Annotated in this window: 10 protein-coding genes; 5 read left to right on the forward strand and 5 right to left on the reverse strand. The window is 74.4% G+C overall.

All coding sequences use genetic code 11. The features are described from left to right. Positions 1–13 precede the first annotated feature (13 nt). Both miv_RS23680 and miv_RS23685 read right to left on the reverse strand, forming a co-directional pair. Positions 14–3676 (reverse strand): glycosyltransferase family protein, encoded by a 3663-nt coding sequence (locus miv_RS23680; RefSeq protein WP_207179250.1) that lies wholly within the window; start codon positions 3674–3676, stop codon positions 14–16. 11 nt (positions 3677–3687) lie between these two features. After that, positions 3688–4626 carry a CgeB family protein gene (locus miv_RS23685; RefSeq protein ID WP_244748669.1) on the reverse strand — a complete coding sequence of 313 codons (939 nt, stop codon included), beginning with the start codon at positions 4624–4626 and terminating at the stop codon, positions 3688–3690. A gap of 58 nt (positions 4627–4684) precedes the next feature. On the opposite strand from miv_RS23685, the gene miv_RS23690 reads away from it, so the two are divergent. After that, positions 4685–4858, forward strand: coding sequence for a hypothetical protein (locus tag miv_RS23690; protein ID WP_207179252.1), 174 nt, complete (start codon positions 4685–4687; stop codon positions 4856–4858). A 115-nt stretch (positions 4859–4973) separates the two neighbouring features. Next, positions 4974–7730, forward strand: coding sequence for a PAS domain-containing protein (locus tag miv_RS23695; RefSeq protein WP_207179257.1), 2757 nt, complete (start codon positions 4974–4976; stop codon positions 7728–7730). A gap of 37 nt (positions 7731–7767) precedes the next feature. Here the strand turns inward: miv_RS23695 and miv_RS23700 are convergent, their stop codons facing one another. From miv_RS23700 to miv_RS23710, 3 genes are all read right to left on the reverse strand, one after another. Continuing rightward, entirely contained in the window at positions 7768–8652 is an 885-nt protein-coding gene (locus tag miv_RS23700) for a Dps family protein (RefSeq protein WP_048430392.1), read from the reverse strand. Between the two features lie 320 nt (positions 8653–8972). After that, complete coding sequence (locus tag miv_RS23705; RefSeq protein WP_207179259.1) at positions 8973–9605, reverse strand: 2-dehydro-3-deoxy-6-phosphogalactonate aldolase; 633 nt, start codon at positions 9603–9605, stop codon at positions 8973–8975. Continuing rightward, on the reverse strand, positions 9602–10582 hold the full coding sequence (locus miv_RS23710) for a 2-dehydro-3-deoxygalactonokinase (RefSeq protein WP_207179261.1): 981 nt from the start codon (positions 10580–10582) through the stop codon (positions 9602–9604). The genes miv_RS23705 and miv_RS23710 overlap by 4 nt, the downstream gene beginning before the upstream one ends. 233 nt (positions 10583–10815) lie before the next feature. On the opposite strand from miv_RS23710, the gene hmgA reads away from it, so the two are divergent. Genes hmgA through miv_RS23725 form a run of 3 tightly spaced genes read left to right on the forward strand, consistent with a single transcriptional unit; the run spans position 10816 to position 13783 of the window. Next, the gene (gene hmgA / locus miv_RS23715; protein WP_244749076.1) at positions 10816–12111 is read left to right on the forward strand and encodes a homogentisate 1,2-dioxygenase; all 1296 of its coding nucleotides are present in this window, start codon (positions 10816–10818) and stop codon (positions 12109–12111) included. Next, entirely contained in the window at positions 12111–13433 is a 1323-nt protein-coding gene (gene fahA / locus miv_RS23720) for a fumarylacetoacetase (protein WP_207179264.1), read from the forward strand. Before hmgA ends, fahA begins: the two co-directional genes overlap by 1 nt. Before the next feature lie 44 nt (positions 13434–13477). Beyond that, the gene (locus miv_RS23725) at positions 13478–13783 is read left to right on the forward strand and encodes a Rieske (2Fe-2S) protein (protein WP_053221081.1); all 306 of its coding nucleotides are present in this window, start codon (positions 13478–13480) and stop codon (positions 13781–13783) included. Positions 13784–13839 lie beyond the last annotated feature (56 nt).

A 13839-nucleotide genomic window follows, 5' to 3' on the forward strand; every position in this document is an offset into this window, starting at 1 on the left:
GGCTTCCCGCCCGTCACGCCGGATCCGGCATCGTCCCGGCGACGTACCCGGGAAAGCCCGGCAGGGCCACCGTCCCGCGCTCGTAGACCTGGAACACCCGTAGCGTCCCATCCCGGATCGCATCGCGCGGCAGCTCCATGTCGAATCCGGCCGTCAGGGCGTCGGCCTCCTTCAGGTGCGCCGCCACGTCCTGCCGGGCGACGCACTCCGCGATCATGTATCGGCGCTGCCCCCGCGCGCCCCAGCGGGCGATCCAGGCGAGCGGCCGGCCGCGCCCCGGCACGAAGCACCAGCCCGCCGCCGCCACGGTCGGGCCGAGCAGGTCCGACGTCTCGCCGGGCACCACGGCGTCGAGGTTCGGCCGGGTGCGCAGCTTCGGAATCCAGGTCCGGCGCAAGGCCTGCGGCATCTCGGCGGTGACGAGGCAGGTGCGGGTGGAAGGCGCGACGAAGAGCGTGGCGCCGGTCTCGAACAGCTCCGCCCCGCGCGGCTCCGCTCCGAGATCGTCCTCGACCGCGACCGAGAGGCGGTAGGAGCCGGGTGCGAGATCCCGGGCCTGCGCCTCGGTGCCGACCCGCGTCGTCCCGTCTTCCTCGCTCCGCACCGCCCGGGTCCAGGCCGCACCCTGCGGTCCTTCGAGCACCAGGGCCGGCTGCCCCGCCCCAGCATCGGCGGGCAGCGCGACCGCGATGCGGGTGAGGCCGCCCTGGCGTGCCACCGGGACGCCCGCGACGAGCGGGAGCCCATGGCCGGTCACCGTCGCCCGCGCGGCGCTCCGGCGCAGGGCGGCATCCGGCAGGCCCGGCCGCCACGGCGTGACCGGGCCCGGTGCGGGAAAGCCCGCGGCGGTGAAGCGCGCGACCTCGCGGGCGACCGCGAGATGGTCGGAAAAGACCTGGACGAGGTCGACGACGTGGAGACCCGCCGACAGGTCCGCGGTGCGGATCCGGGCCGCGAAGCCGGCCTGCTCGGCCCGGCCGGTGCCGAACCGCCCCGCCAGCTCCGGGCGGCGCTCGGGCTGGGTCGCGACGAAGCGTGTGGCGGAGCCGGCGCGCAGCCGCAACCAGGTCTGGAGCGGTCGTCCCGCGTCGGGGCGCCAGAGCCAGCCGCGCAGGGACAGGCTGTCGCCCACCGCGCAGGGGCCGATCCGGCCGGGCAGCCTTTGGCCGTCCGCGACGAGGTCGGCGATCTCCCAGGACAGGCCCGGATCGTCCGGCGCCAGCGCCCGCTCGGGCAGGAGCGCCGCGGCGGGCGGCAGGGCATCGGCGACCGCGCTCGTCTCGTCCGCTCCGTCCCAGACGATCGTCGGGTCGGTCCAGTCCGGGTTGTTGAGACGGAAGCCGAGGTCGAGGGCCGAGAGGGTGAAGGGAGCGGCCGGCGCGTCGGGCCCGGGATGGGGCGCGGGCCGGGCCGCGATCAGCGTGCGGTACAGGTCCGCCATGGCGGCGGCGTGCCCGGCCACGCTCGGGAAGGTCTTTTCGCGGATCGCGGCGCGCAGGGTCGCGACGAGGTCCGGGTCGTGCGCGAGCCGCCGCAGGGCCTGGCGCACCGCGCCCGCATCGCCCGGCGGCACCTTGAGCCCGTCGATGCCCTCCGTGACCCGCTCGCCCGGGGCGCCGAGATCGGTGACGATCGGGATCAGCCCCGCCCGCCACGCCTCGGTGAGCGAGATCATGTAGGTCTCGGGCCAGAGCGAGAGGTGAAGCGACACGTCGCAGCCGGCAAGGAGCGCCGGCACCTCGTCGCGGGTGTAGCCGCCGCGCAGATGAAGCCGGTCCCCGGCCAGCGCCTCGAAGGCGGCGACGAGGTAGCTCTCGACGTAGCCGAGCACCTCGAACGCGATGGCCTCGCCCTCGGTGATGCGCACGAGCTCGAGCAGCGTCCGGGCGCCCTTGTGGTCGACCACGTTGCCGAGCACCGCGACCCGCAAGGGGGAGCGGGCTCCGGGCCCGCCCGAGAGGGACGGTACGGGCTCGATCGGGGCCGGGCGCGCCGGCCCGGCATCGACCATCTCGATCACCGCGACCCGGGCCGTCGCCTCGGGATAGAACGCCCGGACGTATTCCGCGGTGGCCGGCGTGCTGGTGACGACGGCATCGACGCTCGCCAGCATCCGCGCCACGAACCCGTCGCGCCGCGCCTTGGCGCCGGCGGGCAGTCCCTCGGCGGTGGACAGGCAGCCGTCGCACTGGCGCTCGCCGCGATGCACGACGTCGCAGAAGACGCCGTGCTGGTTCATCAGGGTGTAGCGGCTGCAGATCAGGAAGAAGTCGTGCAGCTGCATCGCCACCGGCACGCCGTGGGCCCGGGCGATCGCCGGCAGGCTCAGCGGCAGGCCGAGGAGGTGATGGACGTGGACGAGGTCGATGCGCCGCTCGACCAGGATCCGCTCGAAGAGCGCCTCGATCTCCGGGCTGGCGAGCAGTCGCTCCGCCGGCGGGATCGGCAGCGTCTCCGAGGTCTCGCCCTCGTCGAGGCGCAGGACCCAGGCCTCCTCCTCGAAGGAGGGATAGAGGAACAGGACCTCGAACCCGGCGGGCGCTCCATCGAGCGCGTCCGCGAGCTGCTCCTGATAGAACTCGACGCCGCCGCCCTGGCGCCGCCCGACCCGGTTGTGGGCGACGAACAGGAGGCGGGGTTTTCTCGCGCTTGGGCGGGACCCAGTCGCATTCGCCGTTGGCGCCGCCGCGGCCCCGCGCTCCCGCACCGCCCGCAGGATCACGTCGACCCGGTGGTCGTAGAGGTGCGCCGCCAGGGTGCGGGCGCGGGCGCGCTCCGCCATGGCGATCCGGCCCTCCGGGTCGGCCAGCAGGGCGGCGAGGGCCCGGACGGCGTCGTCCTCGGCGCAGGCCCGGATCTCGCGGTCCGGCTCGTAATAGTCGACGGTCTCGGGGTCGGCGCCGACGACGAGCTGCGCGCCGCCGGCGAGCGCCACCTCGAACAGCCGCGGCGGCGGCGTCGTGCCCGAGGCCGCCTCGTCGGCGCCGGCGGTGAAGACCCGCGGCAGGGTCAGCACCACCCGGCTGGCATTGGCGAGCCGGGCGAAATCCGCGTTGCCGCAGCGCCAGTCGACGACGAGGTCGTCGCGCACCAGCACCGGGGGCGGCAGATAGGCGTTCGCCGGGAGCGCGATCTTCGCCTTCAGGTCGCGCGGCAGGGCGGCGAGGATCCGGTTGAGCGTCGCCACCCGGTTCGGCCAGGCCGTGCCGACGAACAGGAGGTCGTAGCGGTAGTCCGCGTCGTCCCGTCGGACGGGCAGGTCCTGGAACAGGGTCGTGGCCGCCAGCGGCAGGTGGCGGGCCTTCGCCCCGTAGCGGGAGAGCGAGCCGCGGTCGTTGGTGAAGACGAGGTCGAAGCAGCCGGCGAGGCGGGCATTGGCGGCGCTGAGATAGGGATCCTCGGTCGTCCACAGCGCGCTGGTGCCGGCGAGCGCCGAGAGGCGGCGCAGCAGGGCGTGGTGGCGGCTCGCGCCGCCGAGGGCGAGGACGAGGTCGAACCGCTCGCCCTGCGCCCGGGCCACCGCGTCGGCATGGGTCGCCCGGACCACCCGGGCGACGGCGGGGTGGCGCGCCAGGGCGTCGGCGACCGCGAGCGCGATGTAGGCGTTGCTCGTGCGCGGCTCGGTGTCGAGGAGGAGCACCGAGAGGGGCGCGAGGGAGGACCGGGAGGAGGGCATGGGTCTGTCCGTCACGCGGCCATCGCCGCCAGGATGGTCTCGGCCCGGTGGCGGTAGGTGTGGGCATCGAGCACCCGGGCGCGGGCGCGCTCGGCCATCGCCAGGACGACGGCGGGCTCGCGATGGGAGCGGGCGATCGCCTCCGCGATCTCGTGGACGTCGTCGAAGAGCAGGATCTCGCGGCCCTCCTCGAAGTAGTCCAGGATCTCGAGGCCGGCGGCGAAGCAGAGCTGCGGGGTTCCGGCGAGCGCCGCCTCGAACACCCGCGGCCCGGGGGTCGAAGCCGGCAGCCGGTAGCGCCGGTTGGCGATGTCGAGGTCGCGGCCGACCGCGAGGACGAGGCGGGCCGCGCTCGTCCGGTCGGCCATCGCGGCCGCGCTCAGGCGGGTGTTCTCGGCAAATGCCAGGGAGGCCGGCCAGCCCGCCCCGCGGACCTCGACCCTGTGCCCCGCGAGGCTCGCCTGGGCGCGCTCGAGGAGCGCGATCCGGTTGGGAAAGGCGGCGCCGCAGAAGAACAGGTCGAGGCTGCGCTCGGCCATCGGCCGCACCGGCCGCAGATGCGTCCGGCGGCAGGCCGCGAGCGGCAGGTGAGAGACCGAAGGGTGCCGGTAATGGGGCAGGGCCCAGCGGTCGTTGGTGAAGATGTGGTCGGCCAGGGCCTCGGCCCGCGGCGCGTAGTCGAACTCGTAGGGGTCGTCGTGCAGCCAGAAGGCGAGGCGGGCGCCCGCCCGCCTCGCGCTCCGCGCCAGGGACCGCAGGGACGCGGCCTCCACGGCGACGCTGCCGAGCGCCACGACGAGGCTCGGGCGAAACTCCGCGATCGCCTCCTCGGCGAGTTCGAGGGGGCTTGCCCGCACCGCGTCCGCGCCGCGCACCTCGGCGAAGCCCTCGCGCAGGTAGGCGCGGATCGCCGCGTTGTGGTTGACCGCGTCCGGGCTCAGGCTCGTCACCAGGACCTTCGCGGAAGCTGTGGGGCGCATGCGGACCGGCCGGGAGGAGGGGCGGGTGATGGCGAAACACGCAAAAGCCGCCGAGATCAAGGCTCGGCCGTTGCCGCGTCGTCCGCGCGACCGGGGAGTGGGACCGCGCGAGCGCTCCCGCCGGGCGACCGGGGGCGTCTCGGGCCGCGATCCGTCGGTCTTCGGCCGCTCCGGCATCGGCGACACGCCGCCTCGCGCGTGATAGCTTGACCCATCATGGCTGCCCTCCCGCTTTCGTCACGTCACCCCGCCGCGTCCCCGCGCCGGCCGACCGCCCCTGAGCCGGCCCCGCGCCCCTTCCTGCGCGGCCTCTCCGCATGAGCGACGCGACGCCTGGCCTGGACTACCGCCTCCTCTTCGACGCCTCGCCCGAGCCCTGCCTGGTCCTCGATCCCGAGGGCCGCATCCTCGCGGCGAACCGCGCCTATCGCGACGGGGCGGGCGGGCGCGCCGACCTCGTGGGCCTGCGCCTGGACGAGGTCTTTCCGGACGAGGCCGATCTCGTCGCGCCGATCGAGGCCTCGCGGGCCCGCGCGCTCGCGCGCGGGCAGGCCGACGCCCTGACGCTGCCCTATCCGGGCCGTGCCGGTCCGGGCGGCGCCCCGGCCGGGCGCTGCCGGCGCATCACCCACAGCCCGGTGCCGGGGGCGGCCGGCACGGTCCTCCACCTCGTCGGCGACAGGCCGGCAGCCGATGACGGGACGCGGGGCGCCGCGCCCATCCCCGCGGCCGGCCTCGAGGCGGACGGAGACCTGCGGGCCGCGCATGCGCGGCGGGACCTGGTCTTCCAGCAGATGCCGGGCTTCGTCGCCGTGCTGCGCGGGCCCTGCCACGTCTTCGAATACGTCAACGACGCCTACGTGGCGATCGCCGGCGCGCGCGATTTCATCGGGCGCACCGTGCGGGAGGTGTTTCCCGAACTCGCCGGGCAAGGCTTCTACGAGCTTCTCGATACGGTCTACCGCACCGGGCGGCCCTTCGCCGCCCGCGCCCTGCCGATCCGGCTCGGCGGCGAGGAGGCCGACCGGGCGATCGACCTCCTGTACCAGCCGCTGCGGGACGGGGAGGGCGCCGTCACCGGCATCTTCGTCGGCGGTTACGACGTCACCGAGCAGGTCCGCTCGCAGGCCGCGCTCCGCGACAGCGAGGACCGCTACCGCACCCTGCTCGACAGCCTCGATGTCGGTTTCTGCATCCTCGAGATGAAGTTCGACGAGGCGGACCGGGCGATCGACTACCGGATCGCCGAGGCCAACCCGGCCTTCGCCCGCCAGACCGGGGCCGACGTCGCGGGCCTGTGGGTGAGCGAGTTCGCCCCCGACCTCGAGCGGCACTGGTTCGACACCTACGGCCGCGTGGCGCTGACCGGCGAGCCGATCCATTTCGAGAACCAGGCCGACGTGTTCGGGCGCTGGTTCGACGTGCGGGCGCTGCGGATCGGCGAGCCGGCGCAGGCCAAGGTCGCGGTGTTCTTCAGCGACATCTCGGACCGCAAGCGCATGGAGGAGGCGCTGCGGGTGCTCAACGCCTCCCTCGAGGCGCAGGTCGCCGAGCGCACCGCCGAGCGCGACCAGATCTGGCAGGCCTCGACCGACCTGTTCTGCGTCGCCACCCTGGACGGCCGTCTCGCCAGCCTCAACCCGGCCTGGACGACGCTTCTGGGCTGGGGCGAGGGCGAGCTCCTCGGCCGCCCCTTCCTCGATTTCGTCCATCCGGACGACGTGGCGGCCACGACGACGGCGGCGGCGGGGCTCGCCCGCGGCGAGCCGCAGCCCAACTTCGAGAACCGCTATCGGCACTGGGACGGCTCCTACCGGTGGCTGTCCTGGAACGCCGTGCCCCGCAACGGCCGCATCTACGCGACGGTGCGCGACGTGACCGCGGTCCGGGCCCAGGCCGCCGCCCTGGCCGAGGTCGAGGAGGCCCTGCGCCAGTCGCAGAAGATGGAGGCGGTGGGGCAACTGACCGGGGGCGTCGCCCACGACTTCAACAACCTCTTGACCATCATCCGCTCCTCCGTCGACTTCCTGCGCCGTCCCGAGCTGCCGGAGGCGCGGAAACGCCGCTACCTCGACGCGGTGTCCGACACGGTGGACCGGGCCGCCAAGCTCACGGGCCAGCTCCTCGCCTTCGCCCGCCGCCAGGCCCTGTCGCCGGCGGTGTTCGACGTCGGCGAGAAGGTGCGGGGCGTCGCCGACATGATCGACACGGTCACCGGCGCCCGGGTGCGGGTGGCGGTCGCGGTGCCCGACCACCCGTGCTTCGTGCGCGCCGACCTGAGCCAGTTCGAGACCGCGCTCATCAACATGGCGGTCAACGCCCGCGACGCCATGGACGGCGAGGGCACGCTCACCCTGACGCTGACCTGCGGCGCCGCCATGCCGCCGATCCGGGGCCATGCCGGCTCGCAGAACGCCTTCGCGGCGATCTCGCTCGCCGATACCGGACCGGGCGTGCCGCCGGACCTGATCGGCCGCATCTTCGAGCCGTTCTTCACCACCAAGGAGGTCGGTCGCGGCACGGGCCTGGGCCTGTCCCAGGTGTTCGGCTTCGCCAAGCAGTCGGGCGGCGACGTCGACGTGACGAGCAGCCCCGGCCGCGGCGCCACCTTCACGCTCTACCTCCCGGAGGCGCCGGCCGCCCTGGAGGCCGACGACCGGTCCGCCGCCGCCGCCTCGGTGTCGCCGATCGGCGCCGGCGAGAGCGTGCTCGTCGTCGAGGACAACATCGAGGTCGGCCGCTTCTGCACGCAGATCCTCCAGGATCTCGGCTACCGCACCACCTGGGCCACCAACGCCGAGGAGGCGCTCGAGCGGCTCGGTCCCGACGGGGCGGGATTCGACGTGGTGTTCTCCGACGTGGTGATGCCCGGCATGGGCGGGCTCGCGCTCGCCCACGAGCTGCGCCGCCGGATGCCGAGCCTGCCGGTGGTGCTCGCCTCCGGCTACAGCCACGTGCTCGCCCAGGACGACGCGCACGGCTTCGAGCTCCTGCACAAGCCGTACTCCGCCGAGCAGCTCGGCCACATCCTGCGCCGGGTCACCCGGCCGGGCCGACCGCGCCGGACGGCCTGACCCGGGCGGCGCGGGCCATCGCCGCCCGGGGCCGCTATCAGGGCTTCGGCGCGGCTTGACCGGGCGTCCCTCGGTCCGGCGCCGCCTGGCCGGGTTCGGTGCCGGGCAGCTCGACCGGCTTGCCGTCGTTGAGGTCGCGGCCGGCATTCGGGTCGGTGCCGGTGCGCTGCAGGTGGGCGCGCATCTGCCACTGGTACTTGGCGATGCCGTGTTCGACCTCCTGCAGCAGGTTCGAGGTGGTGGGGTCGATGTCCTCTGTCACCTTGATGCCCCGATTCACCTCCTCGCCGACGCGCTTGTAGGCCTGGGTGAACCAGGCGAGAATCTGGGCATCGTCGAGGAAGCCGCCCGGGATCTCCGGCACGCCCGAGGTCCGCACGATGGTGTTGGCCCGCCCGTCCGCCGAGGCGCCGACGGCGAGCAGCCGCTCGGCGATGGTGTCGGCGTATTTGGACAGACCCTCGTAATGCTCCTGCAGGAGAAGGTGCAGCGGGTAGTACAGGGTACCGGAGACGTTCCAGTGCGCCTGCTTGGTCTGGAGCTGGAGCTGCTGCAGCTCGGTCAGCGTCTGCTGCAGGGCACCGATGTCCTTGCGCAGCGCATCCTCGCCGGCGCCGAGGTCGATCGACGGCTGGCGGCTGATCTCGTTCGTCGGAAAGGCGCCGGTCGGCTGCCGGCTCGCGACCGGCGTGGGCGAGGCGCGGCGCACCGCATCGCTGCGGGCCGCCGCGCCCTGCGGGTCGGCCGGCGGCGCTGTCGGTTGTCCGGTGGCCTGCGCGAGCTGGATGCGGGCCAGGATCGCGGTCGCCGTGGGCGCGCCCGCCATGCCGGCGGGAGCGGTCCCGGTCGCGGCGAGCGCCGGCGACAGGGCGGCGGAGCCGGCGAGGAACAGCGCGGCGAGCGCGCGGAGCGAGTGAGTCATCAGAACGATCCGAGGTTGCGGCGTCACGCCCGACCGACCGGTCCGGCGCCCGCCACCTCAAGGAATCCGGCGGTTCGCCGTTCCTGAATGACAGGGAATTTAGTCTCCGGGCGCATGGGCGCCGACGTCGCGACGCGGCGCGCGGATGCGGCTATGGATGGCAGGCGGCCCAACGAACGCGCGCCCGCTACCTCCATCCCGGTTCCATAAGATACCTTATGCGAATCATGGGTCGGGGTCCGCGGAGGGCTTCTGTCTGCCGCCCGTCCGGGCCGGCTCCCCCGCCCCGCGAAAAACCCCGCGGGGCGTCTCGGCGGGTCTCAGAGCGCCGCGATCAGCGTCCGGGCCTTGGCGGCGACCGCGTCGGGCGTGTCGCCGGGCTTGTAGAGCGAGGAGCCGCAGCCGTAGCCGCTGGCACCGGCGGCGCGCCAGGCCGGGAGGCTGGCCGCATCGACGCCGCCGACGGGCAAGAGCGGCGTGCCCGCCGGCAGCACCGCCCGCAGGGCCTTCAGCATCGGCGGCCCGCCGGCCTCGGCCGGAAACAGCTTGAGGGCGTCGGCGCCGGCATCGAGCAGGCCGAACGCCTCGGCCGGAGTCAGGAAGCCCGGCATCGCCACCATGCCGCGGGCCTTGGCGGCGCGCACCAGGGCTGGATCGGCGTGAGGCGTCACCAGCAGGCGGCCGCCCGCCTCGGCCACCGCCGCCACCTCGGCCTCGCGCCGGATCGTCCCGGCGCCGACGAGGGCCCGGTCGCCGAGGCGCGCCGCCAGGCGGCGCACGCTCTCGATCGGCTCGGGCGAGTTGAGCGGCACTTCGAGGATGGTCACGCCGGCGTCCACCAGCGCCTCGCCGATCGCCTCGACCTCGTCCGGCCGCACGCCGCGCAGGATCGCCACCAGCGGGCAGCGCGCCAGCCAGCCCGTCACGTCCCGAGTTTCGTCGTCGCGCGTCATGCCCACTGGATCCTCTCCCCGATCAGCGCCAGGCCGCGGGCGGCGGCGTCGGGATCGCCGGGCACCGCCTCGCCGCCCTTGAGGGCGATCGCCCGGCCGTAGAGTGCCATCAGCGGACCGGAGCCCACGAGACGTACCACTGGGCGCACGAGCGCGGGTTCCACCCTGGCGCCGCCGCCCGTGAGGGCCGCGCCGCCCGTGAGGGCCGCGCCGCCCGTGAGGGCCGCGCCGCCCGTGAGGGCCGCGCCGCCCGTGAGGGCGGCCGCGACCTCGTGCCCGATCAGCAGGCCCGACAGGTAGCTCGCCGCATCCTCCGGCGCGAGCCGGCCGAACAGCCCGAGGGTGCGGGTGCCGAACAGGTGATGCAGCAGCCCGCCGCCCTCCGCCGAGCGGGCGACGCCGGCCGCGAAGGCCGGTCCCGCCTCCGCGGTCCCGGTCATCATCCGGCCGAGGATGGTGTGCTCCTTGAGCGCCGCGAAGGCCTCGCCGGTCATGTGGGTGGTAAAGCCCGCGATGCGTCCGCCCGCGACCCGCACCCACTTGGCGTGGCTGCCCGGCAGGCAGATCAGCGCGTCCTCGTCCGGCCTCGCGAGCGTGCCGACGACCTGGACCTCCTCGCCGCGCATCACCTCGGGCGTGCCCGCCGCGTCCTCGGCGCTCAGGCCCGGCACCAGCCGCACCGTGGCGCCCGGAAACGGCACCGGCACGACGGCGCCGGCGAGCGCGTCGAGGCCCGCCGGACAGGCGAGATACGGCGCCTCCTGCCAGCCCTGGCGGCTGCCGACCATGCCGGCGAGCAGCACCCGGGTCTCGCCGTCGGCGAGCCAGTCGCCGACCATCGCGGTCAGCGCCGCCGGAAAGCCGCCCTCGGGCACCCGCAGGATGCCGCCCGCGCCCTCGCGCCGCGCCAGCACGGCCCCGTCCGGCGCGAGCCGGTAGGCGCGGGCGCTGCTCGTTCCCCAATCCACCGCGATCATGCGCAACGCTGTGCCTCACGGGCGGCGCGCGTGCAACCGGGCGGCCGCTTGACGCCGGTTCCGGCCGATCCTATCCAGGCGGAAAGGTTGCAACTGAAACCAATTCGACAGGGCAGGAAGGGGCCGGCGCCATGACCGTCCAGGCGAGCGTGCAAGGAGCCTTACGGGAGACCGGACCGGTGCCGTCCGGGGCTCGTCCCGCCGCCACCGGCTCGGGCCTCAGCCCGGGCTACATGTCGGGCTTCGGCAACGGCTTCGAGACCGAGGCCCTGCCGGGCGCCCTGCCGGTCGGCCGCAACTCGCCCCAAAAATGCCCCTACGGCCTCTACGCCGAGCAGCTCTCCGGCTCGCCCTTCACCGCGCCGCGCACCGCCAACGAGCGCTCCTGGCTCTACCGCATCCGCCCGACGGTCACCCATTGGGGCGCCTTCCGGCCGGTGGAGGCCCGCCTCTGGCTCACCGCCCCGGGCGAGACCGTCGACCTGCCGCCGGCGCCCCTGCGCTGGGATCCCGTCCCGATCCCGGCCGAGCCGCTGTCCTTCGTCGAGGGGATCCGCACCATGACGCTCGCGGGCGATGCGGGGGCGCAGGCCGGCATGGGCGCGCACCTCTACGTCGCCACCCGGTCGATGCGGGACGAGTACTTCTACAATGCCGACGGCGAGATGCTGGTGGTGCCCCAGGAGGGCGGCTTGCGCTTCCGCACCGAGTTCGGGGTGATCGAGGTCGGCCCCGGCGAGATCGCGGTGATCCCCCGCGGCGTGAAGATCGCCGTGGAGCTGCGCGACGGGCCGGCCCGGGGCTATCTCTGCGAGAATTACGGCGGCGCCTTCACGCTGCCGGAGCGCGGCCCGATCGGCGCCAACTGCCTGGCCAACCAGCGCGACTTCCTGACCCCGGTGGCGGCCTACGAGGACCGCGACGCCCCCGGCACGATGCTGGTGAAGTGGGGCGGGCGGCTCTGGGCCGCCGAGATCGCGCATTCGCCCCTCGACGTCGTGGCCTGGCACGGCAACTACGCGCCCTACAAGTACGACCTGCGCAAGTTCGCGCCGGTCGGCCCGATCCTGTTCGATCACGCCGATCCGTCGATCTTCACGGTGCTGACCTCGCCCTCCGAGACGCCCGGCACCGCCAACATCGACTTCGTGATCTTCTCAGACCGCTGGCTGGTGGCGGAAAACACCTTCCGGCCGCCGTGGTACCACCTCAACGTGATGAGCGAGTTCATGGGGCTGGTCTACGGGGTCTACGACGCCAAGACCGGCGGCGGCTTCCGGCCGGGCGGCGCCTCGCTGCACAACACGCTCCTGCCGCACGGGCCTGACGTCGACGCCTTCGAGAAGGCCTCGACCACCGAGCTGAAGCCCCACAAGCTCGAGGGCACGCTGGCCTTCATGTTCGAGACCCGCTTTCCCCAGAAGGTCAGCCGTTTCGCCGCCGAGACCCCGGCGCTCCAGGCGGAGTACGGCGCCTACGGCCGCAAGCTGGACAAGCATTTCGACCCGACCCGGCCGGAGCCGCGCTGATGCCGACCTCTCACCCGACGGATCTCGACCACACCCACGACCCGGCGGTCCGCTGCGGCGTGCCGGGGGCCGACGGGCATCCGGACTTCCCGATCCAGAACCTGCCGCTCGGCGTGTTCTCTCCCGCCGACGGGGCCAAGCGGCCCGGCGTCGCGATCGGCGACCAGATCCTCGATCTCGCGGCGGCGCGGGCGGCGGGCCTTCTCACCGGCGAGGCCGCCCGGGCGGTCGCGGCGGCGGAATCCGGCGACCTCGCCGGGATGCTCGCCCTCGGCGCCGGCCCGCGCCGGGCCCTGCGCCACCGGCTCTTCGCGCTCCTGCGGGCGGAGAGCCCGGACCGCGACCGGGTGCCGGCGCTGCTGCACGAGGCCGGCGCCTGCACCCTGCACCTGCCGGCGCGGATCGGCGACTACACCGACTTCTTCGTCGGCATCCACCACGCCATGAACACCGGCCGCCAGTTCCGGCCCGACCAGCCCCTGCTGCCGAACTACAAGCACCTGCCGGTCGGCTATCACGGCCGCGCCTCGTCGATCCGCCCCTCCGGGGTGCCCGTGCGCCGGCCGCGCGGGCAGGCGAAACCCCCGCATCTCGACGCGCCGGTCTTCGGCCCCTCGCGCCGGCTCGACTACGAGCTGGAGCTCGGAGTGTGGATCGGGCCCGGCAACGCGCTCGGCACGCCGGTGCCGGTGGCGGAAGCCGCCGATCAGGTCGCGGGCTTCTGCCTGCTCAACGACTGGTCGGCGCGCGACATCCAGGGCTGGGAGTACCAGCCCCTCGGGCCGTTCCTGGCGAAAAGCTTCGCCACGACGATCTCGCCCTGGATCGTGACGCCCGAGGCGCTGGCGCCGTTCCGCATCCCCCAGGCCCCGCGGCCGGACGGCGATCCGACCCCCCTGCCCCATCTCCTCGACCCCGCCGACCAGGCCGGCGGCGCGCTCGACCTCGACCTCGAGATCCTGCTCTCGACCGCCGCCTCCCGCGAGGCCGGACGGCCGCCCCACCGGATCGCGCGCTCCAACGCGCGCCACATGTACTGGACCGTGGCGCAGATGGTGGCCCACCATACCAGCGGCGGCTGCAACCTGCGCCCGGGCGACCTTCTCGGCACCGGCACCCTGTCGGGCCCGGAGCCGGAGGCCTGCGGCAGCCTGCTCGAGACCACCGAGGGCGGCAAGGCGCCGCTCCGCCTCGCGAACGGCGAGGAGCGCCGCTTCCTGGAGGACGGCGACGAGGTGATCCTGACGGCCCACGGCCGGCGCGACGGCTTCGCGCCGATCGGCTTCGGCCCCTGCCGGGCGGTGGTGCTGCCCGCCCCATGACCGCGGGAGCGATGACCACGGGACCCGGCCCGATATGGCACCGCGTGGCGGATCTCTCCGACTTCGCGGATCGTCCGGTGCTCGCCCGCGCGGCCGGGGGCGTCGCCCTCGCGCTCTACCGCCTCGACGGCGCGGTCCACGCCACGCAGGCGCTCTGCACCCATGCGGGCGTCTCCCTCGCCGACGGCGAGGTGGTGGAGGGCTATATCGAGTGCCCGGCCCATTACGGCCTGTTCGAGATCGCCACCGGCCGGGCGCAGGGCGGCCCGGTCTGCCGCGACCTCGCGACCTATCCGGTCCGGGTCGAGGGGACGGAGGTCTGGGTCGAGGTCGCGCCGGAACGCTCCTGACCGGACACGCGACCTCTCGCCCGCCACCCCGGACGCGCCGCGCCCGCTTCGCCGGG

The sequence above is a fragment of the Methylobacterium indicum genome (assembly GCF_017347565.1).
Lineage (GTDB): Bacteria > Pseudomonadota > Alphaproteobacteria > Rhizobiales > Beijerinckiaceae > Methylobacterium > Methylobacterium indicum.